This window comes from Echinicola pacifica DSM 19836 (assembly GCF_000373245.1).
Taxonomy (GTDB): domain Bacteria; phylum Bacteroidota; class Bacteroidia; order Cytophagales; family Cyclobacteriaceae; genus Echinicola; species Echinicola pacifica.
Genome location: NZ_KB890739.1, coordinates 245,815 through 260,707, shown reverse-complemented (window position 1 = coordinate 260,707; position 14,893 = coordinate 245,815). Strand labels below are relative to the sequence as shown.

General features: G+C 43.2%; 12 protein-coding genes. 8 read left to right on the top strand and 4 right to left on the bottom strand.

Annotation, left to right across the window (positions count from 1 at the left end):
• Positions 1-10 precede the first annotated feature (10 nt).
• The 4 genes from B050_RS0105620 to tilS form a co-directional block, all read right to left on the bottom strand.
• Positions 11-2,734, bottom strand: a complete 2,724-nt coding sequence (locus B050_RS0105620; protein WP_018472917.1) for a DUF3352 domain-containing protein — start codon at positions 2,732-2,734, stop codon at positions 11-13.
• Between the two features lie 141 nt (positions 2,735-2,875).
• Positions 2,876-3,814, bottom strand: a complete 939-nt coding sequence (mdh, locus tag B050_RS0105615; protein WP_018472916.1) for a malate dehydrogenase — start codon at positions 3,812-3,814, stop codon at positions 2,876-2,878.
• 176 nt (positions 3,815-3,990) lie between these two features.
• Positions 3,991-4,506 (bottom strand): Crp/Fnr family transcriptional regulator, encoded by a 516-nt coding sequence (locus B050_RS0105610; protein WP_018472915.1) that lies wholly within the window; start codon positions 4,504-4,506, stop codon positions 3,991-3,993.
• 5 nt (positions 4,507-4,511) lie between these two features.
• A complete protein-coding gene (gene tilS / locus B050_RS0105605; RefSeq protein ID WP_018472914.1) occupies positions 4,512-5,843 on the bottom strand; it encodes a tRNA lysidine(34) synthetase TilS in 1,332 nt (443 codons plus the stop codon).
• A gap of 50 nt (positions 5,844-5,893) precedes the next feature.
• On the opposite strand from tilS, the gene B050_RS0105600 reads away from it, so the two are divergent.
• From B050_RS0105600 to B050_RS0105565, 8 genes are all read left to right on the top strand, one after another.
• Positions 5,894-7,558, top strand: a complete 1,665-nt coding sequence (locus tag B050_RS0105600) for an OstA-like protein (protein WP_018472913.1) — start codon at positions 5,894-5,896, stop codon at positions 7,556-7,558.
• Positions 7,559-7,719: 161 nt separating this feature from the next.
• Complete coding sequence (locus B050_RS0105595) at positions 7,720-8,436, top strand: T9SS type A sorting domain-containing protein (RefSeq protein WP_018472912.1); 717 nt, start codon at positions 7,720-7,722, stop codon at positions 8,434-8,436.
• A gap of 69 nt (positions 8,437-8,505) precedes the next feature.
• Positions 8,506-9,459 carry an outer membrane protein assembly factor BamD gene (locus B050_RS0105590; RefSeq protein WP_018472911.1) on the top strand — a complete coding sequence of 318 codons (954 nt, stop codon included), beginning with the start codon at positions 8,506-8,508 and terminating at the stop codon, positions 9,457-9,459.
• Positions 9,460-9,480: 21 nt separating this feature from the next.
• Complete coding sequence (locus B050_RS0105585) at positions 9,481-9,801, top strand: DNA-directed RNA polymerase subunit omega (RefSeq protein ID WP_018472910.1); 321 nt, start codon at positions 9,481-9,483, stop codon at positions 9,799-9,801.
• 6 nt (positions 9,802-9,807) lie between these two features.
• Positions 9,808-11,034 carry a bifunctional phosphopantothenoylcysteine decarboxylase/phosphopantothenate--cysteine ligase CoaBC gene (gene coaBC, locus B050_RS0105580; protein ID WP_018472909.1) on the top strand — a complete coding sequence of 409 codons (1,227 nt, stop codon included), beginning with the start codon at positions 9,808-9,810 and terminating at the stop codon, positions 11,032-11,034.
• A gap of 102 nt (positions 11,035-11,136) precedes the next feature.
• On the top strand, positions 11,137-12,039 hold the full coding sequence (porD, locus tag B050_RS0105575; RefSeq protein WP_018472908.1) for a type IX secretion system protein PorD: 903 nt from the start codon (positions 11,137-11,139) through the stop codon (positions 12,037-12,039).
• Between the two features lie 54 nt (positions 12,040-12,093).
• On the top strand, positions 12,094-13,746 hold the full coding sequence (recN, locus tag B050_RS0105570) for a DNA repair protein RecN (RefSeq protein WP_018472907.1): 1,653 nt from the start codon (positions 12,094-12,096) through the stop codon (positions 13,744-13,746).
• A 126-nt stretch (positions 13,747-13,872) separates the two neighbouring features.
• A complete protein-coding gene (locus B050_RS0105565; protein WP_018472906.1) occupies positions 13,873-14,691 on the top strand; it encodes an enoyl-ACP reductase FabI in 819 nt (272 codons plus the stop codon).
• Positions 14,692-14,893 lie beyond the last annotated feature (202 nt).

Sequence of the window (14,893 nt, the reverse complement as noted above, 5' to 3'; positions counted from 1 at the left end):
TTTAGGTATTTTACAATGGTAATTTGTATGCGGAAAAACTATTACCATGAATGGTATAGATGGTATATTCGTTTTTGCTTCCTGAATATTTAATTTCAATTTTGTCGCGACCATTCAGAGGTCGGGTGTTGAGTAGTTCGCCTTTGAGATTATATAGATAAATGAATTCCTGTATCCTATCGATCACCACGAAGATGTTTTTATCATTGCCGAAGGAGAAGAACTGAAAATCCAACTCCTCGGAGGCCATATTTTTCTCAAACACTACTTCCTCTTCACTGTTGAGCACGGAGATTTTATTATACTCCTGGATCACGAAGAAATACCGATCACCTGCCTGATCTTTCACCAGACTAAACCTGGTGTTCTTGTCCGGTCGAAGTAGCTGATTACGATAGGTGAGCTCTCCCCGGAAATTGACACGAATCACCTCACCTTCGGCGGTAATGGTCACCAGCTGGGTTTCTCCCTGGCCAGCATGCTGAATGAGGGCGTAATCACTCGCCACTCCCTCGCCTAGATTGACTGGAGCGCCAGTCTGAAGCTCTCCACGGCGGTTCATCACATAGAGCTCTCCATTTCTGCAAAGTGCCAGCATAAAATCTCCCACGCCCGAAAGCCTATGGTGAGCCGGCCCTGTAGCCAGCTTGCCTGATGTCGGCCGTGGATCCCAACCATCCAGAAAAGAGCCTTTTTTATCCAAAAGGAATAAATCCCCTGAATTTGAAGATAGAAAATAACGATAATTCCGACTATTATTATAGTCTATAAGGTTCATATGGGTAAGCTCCACCCCTTCAGGCAATCGGATAGGATAGCCTGGAAGTTCATTTCCCAAGCGATCAAAACCATAAATCAAATCTTTGGTGGCGAAGATTAGCTGAAGTTTTCCGTTTTTATAGTAGTCAATCTGAAATACATCGGTAAGAATTCGCCCATTCAGGGGCGCTTCAAAAATTCGTTCCCCTTCATCATTGAAGAAGTGGATGGCATTGGTTTCGTCCTGCACCAGGAAGTCGGTGCTGCGGTCGTTGAAGTTTTCGAGGGGTTTTGGTCCATAGACCAAGGGAGCCTTAAACTGCAGCCCGAGGCTCTCCGAGAGCACAATGTCCTGAACAGACTTAATAGGGGCCAGGTTATAGCCCAGCTCTAAGTTGATATATTGGTCATCGCCCACCTCACTGAGCTGCAGGGCCATGAGGTCTATGGATTTCAATTGTGGGGCATATTTCTGAAACAGTGCCTTCCACTGCGGTGAGCTAAGCTCGATCAATGAGGGCCAAAATCTCGGGATATTGACGATGAAGTTGAACCCTGCGTTTTTAGAGATTCCATCGAGGAACCGCTTTTGGTTCAAGGATCGTCCCCAGGTATTGTCATTATGAATATCATCCACAAAGACCTTGATGGCCCGAAGACTATTGCCCAGCACGAGCATATCATCATATTTGGAAATATAGGTTCTCGGAAAGCCCAAAAACTGTCCATTAAGCAGGTGTGCGGGAAATTCGGGCTGATCGATCACAAAGAGCTCTTGGTCCTTATAATAATCGCTTAGCAGCTGGCTGCTATCTCCCTGATGCAGTTTAAGGCTGAAGTTCTTCAAAGCGGCAAGTCCTGCATCTGGCGAGGCGGTTTTGAGGATGAGTACCCTATCCTCCGCCGTATTGGGGAGTTTCTCCATCATCATATAGCCTATCTGGCCGGTGAGTTTATCCAGAAACCCCTCATCGATAAGGTGCTTTTGCACTTCCCCCATGAGCGTGTTTTTGGGTTCAAAGGCATAGTTAGCTAGAGATTGCAGTTGGTCGATATTATCAATATTGTATTGAAAATAGATGGCAGTGCGGTTGGAGATATACTTGCTAAAGAGGTTTCCTTGTCTTTTTTTCTCATTGCTAAAATCGACTTTGTTGCCATCCTGGTAGAAGGTAAATCCATCGAGGAATATTTTATTTTCGGCAAATTTCATAGTTAGGTTTGCCGACATTTTATGCTTAGACAGGTTATTTACAAATCGCAGATCATCTCTTTGGGCCACGCCATGGACGAAGGCTGCCACACCACGGGTGCCTAGTCTAAATACCCCTACTTCTTTGCTGAGGTCTTTTTTGGATTGATACAGTTCTTTATAGGTGGACTTGAACCCTGCCAAATTGGGGGATTGAAGATGGCGGATGGCCTCTTCGATCAGGAATGAATTGAAGCTGCCGATGATGATATTCTCCAGTAAGGCATATGAGAGTTTCTTCTGACTGCCGATGGTAGAATATTCATAGATGGTTTCTCCGCTATAATTTCGTGAATTGATACGGCTTTCGTCCAGCCTACTTTTTATGGATTGGATAAATTGATCCTGGCTTTTATCTTCAAAAGCCACCATAAATAAAAAGTCAAATTCGGCCTTGGCCGTGGGGTGCATAGAGATAATGAATTGATTGCCACCGAGGGAAGCTTCCAGCTTTCCGTCTTTGCCGGTAAGGCTATCGAGGGCCACCAGTTGTTTTTCCACTTCTTGTAAGGAGGGTACAGCGGACAATCTCCCCCAGATGGGCTGGCTGACCAGCTGGTTCCAAGCCTTCACTGGTTCGCGGGTTTCGAAAACCAAGATGGCGTCATCGGACACCAACTCCATAGCGTCGAGGGTATTGGTAAATGCTCGGGAAGTAAAAAAAAGATACCCTGCCAAGCCCAACACCAAGACCAATATGATCACCAATAAATGCTTTAGCATAAGCTTATCACTTCTGATTGATTAGACAATATGTAAAATAAGGACAAGTATATAAGCTTTCAAATTATAACTGGTCAAAAAGTAAAAAATCCTGGCCTATAGCCAGGATTTATCTTTAACTAATTCGCCTTTATAGAGGAATTATTTGGCGGCAATATTATCAAGTACCGTCATCACTTCTTTCACGTGAGTTCTGGAAGTCTCCAACAATGCTTTTTCGTCCTCGTTAAGATGAAGTTCGATTACTTTTTCGACACCATTTCGGCCCAGAATAACTGGTACTCCCAAATAGCAATCGTCAATTCCATATTCACCATCCAGCTTGATACAAACAGGGAATACTCTTCTTTGGTTTTTCAGGATCGCTTCCACCATCTGAGCAGCTGCTGCTCCTGGCGCATACCAAGCAGAAGTACCCATCAGTTTCACTAGTTCACCACCACCAAATTTAGTTCTTTCGATGATTTCATTCAGTTTATCGGCGTCGATCAACTCAGTCACAGGAATACCTGCTACTGTCGTGTATCTAGGCAAAGGAACCATGGTATCACCATGTCCGCCCATCAGGATGGCCTGAATTTCTTTTGGAGAAACATCCAAAGCCTCAGCAAGGAATGCTCTATATCTCGCAGTATCCAGGATACCAGCCATTCCGATGACCTTGGTACGAGGAAGTTTTGAGGTGATATGAGCCTGATACGTCATCACGTCCAAAGGATTGGAAACGATAATGATGATCGCATTTGGAGAATGCTTCACCACATTTTCGGTTACCGACTTCACGATACCAGCATTGGTTTCGATAAGGTCATCACGGGTCATGCCTGGCTTACGAGGAAGTCCTGAGGTAATCACCACTACATCCGAATTAGCAGTTTTGGAATAATCATTGGTGCTGCCTACCGTTCTACTGTCATAGGCATTGATTGGGGCTTTTTGCCAAATATCCAAGGCTTTGCCTTCAGCGACACCTTCTTTGATATCTACCAATACGATCTCTTCGGCTATCTCGCGATAAGCTAATACATCGGCACAGGTTGCTCCCACATTTCCGGCTCCAACTACGGTTACTTTAGTCATGATATATGATTTTTTTATTGATTGATTTTTTGAAAAGCTCCGCTAAGATATTAAAGAATAGCTATTAAATAAAGTATTCAATTAATAAGTTGGAAGGGATTTTGTCTTTTTATTGCTATTCCCTAAATCCCTCTACTGGCAATATTTACCTATATAAGCAGTACTCGGCCTGCTGTCTATTCAAACATTTGGCTGAGGTTAAAAAAACCAAAGGATTTGCGGTAGGAAGAGAACAATTGCTGATTCCTATTGTCATAATAAAGGGCCAGCGAGGTGATCATTTTGGCTTTTATCTTAGGACTACTGTCAAAAATCTCCTTGATAGCATAGTTAGGAATCACCATAAGCTCTGCCTCCTCGGATTCGACCACGGCAGTATAGATCCTCTTGGCACTGTCTAGCAGGGAATTTTCGCCGAAGGCTTCCCCCCTGCGCACCTGATGAATGGTCTCAAACTCCTCACGGATGTCCACATTCAGACTTACCATACCCGAGCGGACAACGTATAAGGCCTGGCTAGGGTCATTTCGAAAAAAAACAGCCTCTCCATTCTGGTATTTACGATAATGAATCGCCGGCAAGAACCGATACATCTCCGCCTCTTTTAGGCTACTAAAAAACTGGACCGCTGCCAAAAAATCGAAAATCTTTAGTTCCTGTTCTGTATAGGTCCGCTTGAATGGATTCAACATAGCCTTTATTTATTGGTTGCCTTAAAATATATCACCTTTTTGGTCAGAGAACTGATCTTCACCCGGTCATCAATCCGAAAACCCGGAAGCCATACCAATTCCCCTCTTGCATCACATACCACCTTTACGTCATTTTTGAGTAAAACAGGTACTTTCAAATCTATCAAAAAATCACTGATTTTCTTAAACTTTTTCATTCCCAGCGGTCTAAATCGGTCTCCTTCCTGCCAGGACCTCACCAGCAGGGGGAATTCCAGTCTTTCGGCATCCAGCATTGCATTTTCTGGCCGAGTATCCAGGGCGGGGACTTCCTCTAGCTGTAAGATATCATAAGCGGTGTTTTCCCAATTCACAGCGACCTCCGTCGCCTCTATTATAATCTCTTCAAATTCCTCCTGCCTAGCGCCAAGATAAATATATTCACGATCTACATTCACACAGAAATCCTGAGAAAAGACCTGCTGCCCCACCTGCTGATCGGTGCTCACCACCGACACCAGGTTTTCTATCGCCGCGGTATTGAAGCCATATTCTCTCAGCCAATAATAAAGGAAGCTGGCCTTGCCTGGTACTGCTTCAAGGTCGCTTTTGGCGAGCTTTTGATAGCGTCCACTTTGGTGAATATGCGCTACTTTCCATTCTGTAAACAGATGAAAGAAAGCCTTACCGGTATCTTTTATCCGATCAAAACTGGCGTGCAACTGGCCTTTTATCAAGGGCTCATGGCTCTCCCAAAGCGGTAATACCTCATTCCTGATAAAATTCCTCTTATAATCACTCAGTGCATTAGAACTATCCTCCCGCCAGGAAAGCCCCTCCCTTGCGGCATAATCCAATAATTGCTGCTTGGAGAATGGCAATAAGGGTCGGATCAACTTTTCCCGCTGCTCAGACATCCCATAAATCCCCTCTATGCCTGTACCCCGAGCCAAATTAAGCAGGATCGTCTCCAGCTGATCATCCTCATGATGTGCCACCACGGTACCTTTGAGTCCATGGTGGGCTAGTAATTCGGCAAACCACTCGTACCGCAAATCTCTCGCTGCCATCTGGGTGGAGATTCCTTTGGTGGCTGCATAGTTTTTGGTATCAAACTTTTTGGTATGTACTTTTACCTGCCATTGCTCCGCCATCTGCTCGACAAAATGCTGATCTTCCTCACTATCATTTGCCCGCAGACCAAAATTACAGTGGGCTAATTCAACGGGAATGGCCGCTTGCCTCATCAAATGCGCTAGGCAGATACTATCTACCCCACCACTAATGGCTATTAAATACCGATATTGGACATCTAAAAGATTTTTACTACGTATATGGCTGATAAACTCTGCTAGCATAAACCAAAAATACCATTTTTCATTAATTTTGTGCTTGAGATAAAAACAGAATGCTAAAAAACACCCTTAAATACCTTGCTTTTATATTTCCTACCCTGCTCCTAGCTGGCGATTTACTCGCTCAGACGCAGCCAAAGACTAAATTTCTGGAAATCCAGCAAGCAGACAATCTAAAAAATAAGGGAAATGTCCAGCGCTTATTAGGGAATGTATTCATGACCCACCAGGACATCCTGATTTATTGCGACTCCGCCAATTTCATAGAAACCGAAAACCGTGCTGAACTTTTCGGTCATGTACGAATCAAAAACCCTAAGGACACCGTCACTAGCACCAGCCGCTACGCTGACTATAATGGAAATACTTCTCTAGCGAAGCTGCGGGACAATGTGGTGTTTACTAAATCCAATACGACACTTTACACCGATTTCCTGGACTATAACCGCCAAACGGGTGTGGCTGACTATTTCAACTCCGGCAAAGTGGTAGATTCTACCAATGTGCTCACCAGTCAAAAAGGGAAGTATGATACGCAGCTGGAAAAAATCACCTTTACGGATAATGTCATCCTAGTAAACCCAGAGTACACCCTCAAATCCAATGTGCTCTACTATTTCACCCTCCCCAAGGTCGCGGAAACCGATGGTCTGACCAATATCCGCTCCACCAAGGGTGATGTGCTAAATGCCAAAAAAGGCAGCTTTTATGATACCGAAAACAAGATTTTTCGATTTTATGAAGGTGATGTAGAAAATGAAACCAGCCGCGTGGTGGGCGATGAGCTTTACTATGATGAGCAGGAGAAATATTACGAGGGAACAAACAATGTAAGTATTTTCCATAAAGACCGAAATTTGGAGATCTTTGGCGATGAGGGCAAATACTGGGAGGGAAAGAAATACTCGGAAGTCTATGGCAATGCCTTAGTGCAGAAGTATTTTGAGGCGGACACCATGTATATGGTGGCGGATACCCTGATCAGTCAGGACAGTGAGATTGCGCAGGAGCGCCATATGCTGGCCTTCCCCAATTCCCGATTTATAAAAGGAAATATGTCTGGAAGATCTGATTCCACGGTATATACTTATTCGGACTCGACGATATACCTGTATGGCGATCCACTGCTATGGAACAATAAGAGCCAGATCTCAGCGGACAGCATTCATTTCCTGATTGCCAATGAAAATATTGACCGGGCATTCTTAAAAAACAACTCCTTTGCGGTGACCACAGATACGGTGGTCAACTATAATCAGATAAAAGGCCGGGAGATGACCGGCTTCTTTAAGGATGGGGACATGCATCGCCTGGAGGTAGAAGGAAATGGGGAATCGCTCTATTTCGCTTTGGAAAATGACACCACGGTACAGGGGGTAAATGCCCTTCTATGCGGTAAAATCATCATGCACTTCGATGATGGGAATATCACGAGCATCAATCATACTATCAATCCAGAGGCCTCATTCACTCCTCCGCATATGATTACCGAGGAAAACACTCAGCTCAAAGGCTTCACGTGGAGAATAGAAGAGCGGCCATCTATGGAGATGATTATGACTTGGCGTAGCCCTACCGAAAAAGACCCAAATCAAAAAAATCTTTTTGACGAACCCAATATCAGAATCCCTTTTCCTGATGAGGATGAAATCGAAAAAATCATAAATGAATCGGTCACGGAGAAGGATAAATCGGATTTTAAGGTAAAGCAAAAATAGCAAAACTAGTGATAAACGCTACCGACTATAAAAAATTTCACTAAGGTTAACATTTTTTAACCAGCTTTACTTCCTTTCCCGAATTCTAATCGGTATTTTTATAAGTATAAGATTTAGAAAGTCAATCATTTAAAAGAATATCATATCGACATACTATTTACATGAAAAATTTTTTATCGCTAATAATTTTTATTCACCTGATCCTTGGGTTCTCCACTGTACAGGCAAGACAAGTAAATGTCTTGAGCGATAAAGCTATGCTTACAGGTAAAATAAATGATATTCAACGAAAATCCGTCATTCTTCAAAACACCTCTGACTCCGCCAAAGAATATGTATTGAAATTCATGCGTGGGAATATTGGTTCATCGCAGACCTTAAAAGTATGCATAGGTGAGCAGTGTTTTGATCCGAGAAAGGACCTGGCTAAGGTGAAAATTACGCTAAAGCCGCAAGAGGTATTCACAGAGTTTTATATAGAAATGAATATGGGGATCACCACGACCAAGGGCACTTTTGATCTGCACTTCACCAATTCTGAGGATTTGCGTGACGTATTTATCGTCGAAGGGGTGTATGAGTGTATCTCAGAAACAAAAGAAGAAGAAACCAATCATCGGGATATCTCTTTTGGGAGCGTATATCCCAACCCTAGCAATAGAGTAGCCCAAATCGATTATAGTATTAAAAATCCAAATGCAAACATCAAATTACTCATCAATAGCTTCATCGGTAACCCGATCCAGGAAATCACCCTTTCCCCACGGCAAAAGACTGTACTTATCAATGTCAGTGACTTCAATCCGGGGGTTTATTTTTATACTTTAATTGTAAACGGTGAAAATATCATCACCAAAAAACTCGTTGTAAAAAAATAGCGGAGAAGCCTGATCCCCCATCCGTTTTGATACAGAATCAATTTCCCTTATATTTGCAGATTGAAAATTATGAACAACAGCATCAAACATATACTCCTAATCGTATTAGTGGCCTCTATAAGTGCATGTGGGCGATTTTATAAGCTCGAGAAAAGCACCAACTGGGATGAGCTATATACTGCGGCCAACGAGTACTACGAAAACGGGGAATACAATAAAGCCATTATTCTCTATGACAAGGTACTGCCAGTCATAAGAGGAAGCGAAAAATCTGAAATTGCTCAATTTAATTATGCCTATGCGCACTTTAGGTTGAAGCGCTATATAGAGGCGGCAAGTTATTTCAAGACATTCTACGAAAGCTATAGCCGAAGCCCACTGGCAGAGGAGTCGCTATTTATGCATGCCTATGCCTTGTATATGGATTCGCCAGATTATAATCTTGACCAGACCAGTAGCCGGGAAGCCGTCTCAGCCATACAGCAATTCATCAATCGTTTTCCGAAATCTGACAGTTATGAGCGTGCCATGGGCATGATCGATGACCTTCAGCAGCGTTTTGAAAAGAAAGCGTATGAGGAAGCTAAGATGTACTACCGACTGACCGAGGGCTTATTCCCTGGTCAATTCTACCTGGCCTGCATCATAAACTTCCAAAACTTCGCCAAGACTTATCCTAATAGCGAACATGTGGAAGAGCTGTCGTATAAACTGGTAGAGGTAAGTTATGAATACGCAGAGCGAAGTGTATTTGCCAAAAAAGAGGAACGTCTCAACCAATCCATGGAATTTGGTGAGGAATTTAAGAGAAAATACCCTAAGAGTAAATACCTAGGTGATGTCTCTACACTGATGGCCCAGTCCACTAGTGAGTTGGATTCTCATCAGAAATTGCGTGTGCAATATGATGAGATCAGAAAATTAGAACAAAAGGCTCGAGAAAACAGTATTAAAGAAAATAAGGCTAAGGAAGATCTTGAGCAAACAGTAGCTCCTAAAGCTGGAGAAATCTCAAACCAATAAGCAATTAAATTACATATCTATATGGCAGTTAATCCTTCTATCATCACTAGAGACTTGGACAAAGTCGCTGATCTTTCTGGAAACCTATACGAATCACTTCACGTGGTTTCCCAACGTGCAAAACAAATTTCTTTGGACACCAAAGAAGAGCTTAACAATAAGCTTTCTGAATTTGCATCTACGGTGGACAACTTGGAAGAGGTATTCGAAAATAAGGAGCAGATAGAAATCTCCAAATTCTATGAAAGAATGCCAAAGCCAAGCACCTTGGCTATGGAGGAATTTATGGAAGGAAAAGTACATTTCCGTCATCCAGAACCAGAAGGTGACGACAATCTATAATTTTCCATGCCCTTGCAAGGAAAAAAAATAGTAGTAGCAGTCACCGGCAGTATTGCCGCATATAAGGCTGCGCATCTGACCAGATTATTGGTCAAAGAAGGAGCAGAAGTACAAATAATAATGAGTACTTCTGCTCTTGATTTTATCACCCCCCTCACCTTATCCACCCTTTCCAAAAGGCCAGTATATCATCGTTTTCATCATAGTGAAACGGGAGAATGGACTAACCATGTAGAACTGGGATTATGGGCGGATTTATTTTTGATCGCTCCGATCAGCGCCAGTACCCTGGCTAAGATCGCTACAGGAAACTCGGACAACCTTCTCACCGCAACCTATCTCTCCGCACGATGCCCCGTCATGGTGGCTCCTGCCATGGACCTGGACATGTACCAGCATCCTAGCGTGCAGCAAAATCTCCGGACCATCGAGGGATATGGCAATATTATTTTGGCCGCGGAAAGTGGAGAACTAGCCAGTGGACTATCAGGCCAAGGTCGCATGATGGAACCTGAGCACATTGTCCAACATCTTAAATCCTATTTTCAGGATACTGACATTAAAAAGAGTTTTTCGGGAAAAACAGCCTTAGTAACCGCTGGCCCCACTCAGGAAGCCATAGACCCTGTTCGGTATATTGGCAATCACTCGAGTGGTAAAATGGGCCTAGCGATTGCCCTAGAGCTGGCAGAAAAGGGCGCTAAAGTAGAGTTGATTTTGGGTCCGGTATCTCTGGCCCTGCCGACCCATCCTAATATCCACATCACCAAGGTGATCAGTGCTCACCAAATGTATGAGGCTGCTGCTAAGCTACATCAAAACACAGACCTTAGCGTGTTTGCGGCAGCCGTGGCAGACTATGCCCCTGCTCATCCAGCTAAAGATAAAATCAAAAAAGCTGCCGAAGACTTCAGCATCTCCCTCAAAAAAAATATAGATATCGCGGCTAAATTAGGAGAAGTAAAAAAATCTCACCAAGTTCATATCGGCTTTGCGCTGGAGACTTCTAATGAAAACCAAAATGCGCTGTCCAAACTCGAAAGAAAGAATTTTGACCTGGTCATATTAAATTCAATGAACGATCAAGGCGCGGGCTTCAAACATGACACTAATAAGGTGACGATATTCCATAAGGATGGAAAAATCCATCGTACGGAGTTGATGTCTAAAACCGATATCGCTAAAGAAATAGTAAAATCGATTGAGAAAATATTTTCTACTGAAGGCCAATAATCTTTTCGGTCATAAAATCCTTCTTGCCCATAAGGCTAATAAATTTCTCAAATTGCTCTGGTCCACTTATATTTATAGAATTATTGATTTGATCTACAGCCCATGAGAGTTTTACTCATTTTCTTTTTTTGTCTAATAGCCAGTACAGGCGGCTATTCCCAGGAGCTCAACTTCACGGTAACCATTAATAGTGAACGTGCCAGAACTCAGAATAAGGACATATTTGAACAGATGAAAAATTCATTTGAGCAATTCCTAAATGGGCGAAGCTGGACTGAAGATCAGTTTACTGTAAGTGAAAGAATCAAAGGCAATATGCTGGTCACCATTAATGATATGCCACAGGTTGGTTTTTTTGAGGCTACGGTCCAAATCCAAGCATTAAGACCTGTCTATGGAACCAGTTTTGAAACACTAGCCTTCAATTATGTGGATCGTGAGTGGAGTTTTGAATTTAAGGAATCGCAGCAAATGGAGTTTAGCCGTTATTCTTATCTAAGCGAGATCACCTCTTTATTGGCATATTATGCACATATCGTGATTGGAATAGATTATGACACCTTTGCGATGGAAGGTGGGGAGCCCTATTTTGAGATTGCCAATAATATAATGAGCAATGCCCAGCAAGCAGGCAGAAATGGCTGGGGACAAACCACGGGAAGCCGAAGGAGCAGATTTTGGCTGGTGGACGAGTTATATAATTCTCAGGTCAGCAAACCTGTGCGGGAGGCCTTCTATTTATACCATCGCCAAGGGCTCGATTTGCTCATCTCCAATCCGGAGAAAGCCTATGAAAACATCCTTATTTCCATCCAAAAACTCTTGGAGGTAAATGACACCCAGCCCAATACCATATTGGTAATCAGCTTCATGGATGCCAAGTCTGACGAAATAAGCAAGGTGCTAAAGAATGCCCCTATGGAAATCAAGGAGCAGGCCGTGGAAGCCCTTATAAAAGTGGATCCAAACAACTCCAGAAAATACAATGATATCCTTAAGGACTAACCATTAATTTTTAATTAATTTTACCCCATAACCAACACCAAGCGTTTTAGACTTATGCTAAAAAACTTAAGCATTACCAATTATGCTTTGATTGAATCTCTGGAGATGAGTCCATCTCGAGGGCTGAATATGATCACGGGGGAGACCGGTGCCGGTAAATCGATTATGCTTGGCGCCATTGGGCTGCTCCTAGGCAATCGGGCGGACATCAAATCCCTATATGATGAAGATCAAAAATGCATTATTGAAGGCTTATTTGATATTGGGGATTATGGTCTTCAGGGGTACTTTGAGGAACAAGACCTGGACTACGAAAACCAGTGCATCATCCGAAGAGAAATCGCTCCTTCAGGAAAATCAAGGGCTTTTGTCAATGACACTCCTGTACGACTGGAGGTACTAAAGAGCCTCGGAAAAGCCCTGATGGACATTCACTCCCAGCATGATAATCTCATGCTCGGCGCTTCTGAATACCAACTAAGCCTGATTGATGGCTTTGCAAATACTCAAGCGGAAATCACGCATTATACCAGTAATTATAAGGCCTACAAAAAAGCAAAGAAGTCCTATGAAGCCCTAGCTAAGGATGCGGCGGACCTTCGGAAAGAGGCTGATTTCAATCAGTTTCAGCTAGAAGAATTATCCAGCTTACAGCTGCAAGCCGGAGAACAGCTCGAGCTGGAGAATGAGCAGGAGATCCTGGACAATGCTGAGGAGATCAAGTCTAAGATCAACGAAAGTCTGCAGACACTCCAGGGAGAAGATCTTGGAGCAATGCACCTCCTTCAGCAAACCAACCAAAACGTACAACAACTGGCGAGGTATAGCTCAAAATTTGAGGAGCTGAAAGAGCGTTTTAATAGCGTTTTCATTGAGATAAGTGATATTGCAGGCAGTCTGGAGGATGAGGATAGCAAAATCGAAGTGGACTTTGATAAGCTGGAGGAAATCCGCGATCGTCTAAGCAAGATCTATCAACTGCAGAAGAAGCATGGACTTCAGACTGTGGAAGAATTGATCCAACTGGAAGCTGACTTAGCGGATAAAGCCCTGCAGGTCGAAAACTTAGATGATGAGCTGGAGAAGCTCCATCAGGAATTGAAGGCGAATGAAAAGGCTTTGCAGGAAGCGGGAAATAAATTATCTGCAAAGAGGAAAGGTCAGTTCAAGGAATTTGCGGCTCAAATCACTGGCTTGCTCGCCCATCTGGGAATGGAGAATGCCAGCATGGTCATCAATCATCAGACAGTCCCTCCAACCAACAGTGGTGTGGACGAAATAGAAATCCAGTTTTCTGCTAATAAAGGCATCAAACCACAGCCAATCCGTCAGGTGGCCTCAGGGGGAGAATTCTCACGATTGATGTTTGCCATAAAATACATAATGGCCGACAAGATCGCACTGCCCACCTTGATTTTTGATGAGATAGACACAGGTATTTCCGGGGAAGTGGCCTTGCAGATGGTTACGATGATGCAGGAAATTGCCAAAAACCACCAGGTAATCTGTATCAGTCATCTGCCGCAGGTGGCGGCGAAAGGTGAAAAGCATTATTTCGTTTATAAAGATAATAGTGCCGCGAAAACGGCGAGTAAGATAAAAACCTTAAATGAGGAAGAGCGAATCCTGGAAATTGCGAAGATGATCGCTGGCGCGAAGCCTTCCGAATCGGCTCTCAAAAGTGCAAAAGACTTATTAACTTCCTAGGAGAATTTGGGGCTTTAATTGGTCTATATGATACCTAGGACAGTATATAAACTTATTCAAGATAAGAATTAGTGTAAAAATTAGTTATTTTTACCCATCCATTTGAAATCAAAATCAGAACATATTATGCCTGAAAACCTATTACAAGGAAAAAAAGGAATCATTACCGGCGCATTGGACGAGAACTCTATCGCATGGAAAACAGCCCTTAAAGCAAAAGAGCAGGGAGCTAAGTTTGTACTTACCAATGCTCCAATTGCGATGCGAATGGGAGCCATCAATGAGCTGGCGCAGGAGTGTAATACCATCGTGGTACCTGCAGATGCCACTTCTGTGGAGGATATCGAAAAGCTATATGCTGAGGCTAAGGAATATTTAGGTGGCAATTTCGACTTTTTGCTGCATTCTATCGGCATGTCTCCTAATATCAGGAAAGGCAGAGCTTATGGAGACCTTAATTATGACTGGGCAATGAAATCATATGATATCTCTGCCTTGTCATTTCACAAGATGATGCAGGTCGCCGAGAAGCAGGATGTCATGAACGAGTGGGGTTCCATCGTCGGTTTATCTTATATTGCCGCGCAGCGGGTATTCCCTTTTTATACGGATATGGCAGATGCTAAGGCCTTATTGGAGAGTATAGCCAGAGGCTACGGCTACCGATATGGCAAGAGTAAGAAAGTAAGGGTAAACACCATCTCCCAATCTCCTACCATCACCACGGCAGGTGCTGGCATCGGTGGTTTTGATGCTTTCTATAACTTTGCTAATTCTGTATCTCCCCTAGGCAATGCCTCAGCGGAATCATGTGCAGAATATATCGTGTCCTTATTCTCTGACTTCACGAGAATGGTCACCATGCAGAATCTTTTTCATGATGGTGGATACTCCAATACAGGAATCTCCGAGGAAATCATGGAGAAGTTTTCTGATAAGAAATAAATCATACGATAGCAATTAATAAAAGCCACGGATGCCGAATACAGTTTATTCGCGCATCCGTGGCTTTTATACTTTTGACAGTAGAGGCCGCCTTGTCTTACCGAATATTGCCCTAGTAATATTTCCCTATTTTTAATAAAACATCCTCAAGGTTTTTAGATTTCCTGAGCCAGTGGCCTTCGTCAGAACCATTTAAGCCCAC

Coding starts and splice junctions, on each gene's coding strand:
- B050_RS0105620 (WP_018472917.1), bottom strand. CDS start 2,734: ATGCTAAAGCATTTATTGGTGATCATATTGGTCTTGGTGTTGGGCTTG.
- mdh (WP_018472916.1), bottom strand. CDS start 3,814: ATGACTAAAGTAACCGTAGTTGGAGCCGGAAATGTGGGAGCAACCTGT.
- B050_RS0105610 (WP_018472915.1), bottom strand. CDS start 4,506: ATGTTGAATCCATTCAAGCGGACCTATACAGAACAGGAACTAAAGATT.
- tilS (WP_018472914.1), bottom strand. CDS start 5,843: ATGCTAGCAGAGTTTATCAGCCATATACGTAGTAAAAATCTTTTAGAT.
- B050_RS0105600 (WP_018472913.1), top strand. CDS start 5,894: ATGCTAAAAAACACCCTTAAATACCTTGCTTTTATATTTCCTACCCTG.
- B050_RS0105595 (WP_018472912.1), top strand. CDS start 7,720: ATGAAAAATTTTTTATCGCTAATAATTTTTATTCACCTGATCCTTGGG.
- B050_RS0105590 (WP_018472911.1), top strand. CDS start 8,506: ATGAACAACAGCATCAAACATATACTCCTAATCGTATTAGTGGCCTCT.
- B050_RS0105585 (WP_018472910.1), top strand. CDS start 9,481: ATGGCAGTTAATCCTTCTATCATCACTAGAGACTTGGACAAAGTCGCT.
- coaBC (WP_018472909.1), top strand. CDS start 9,808: ATGCCCTTGCAAGGAAAAAAAATAGTAGTAGCAGTCACCGGCAGTATT.
- porD (WP_018472908.1), top strand. CDS start 11,137: ATGAGAGTTTTACTCATTTTCTTTTTTTGTCTAATAGCCAGTACAGGC.
- recN (WP_018472907.1), top strand. CDS start 12,094: ATGCTAAAAAACTTAAGCATTACCAATTATGCTTTGATTGAATCTCTG.
- B050_RS0105565 (WP_018472906.1), top strand. CDS start 13,873: ATGCCTGAAAACCTATTACAAGGAAAAAAAGGAATCATTACCGGCGCA.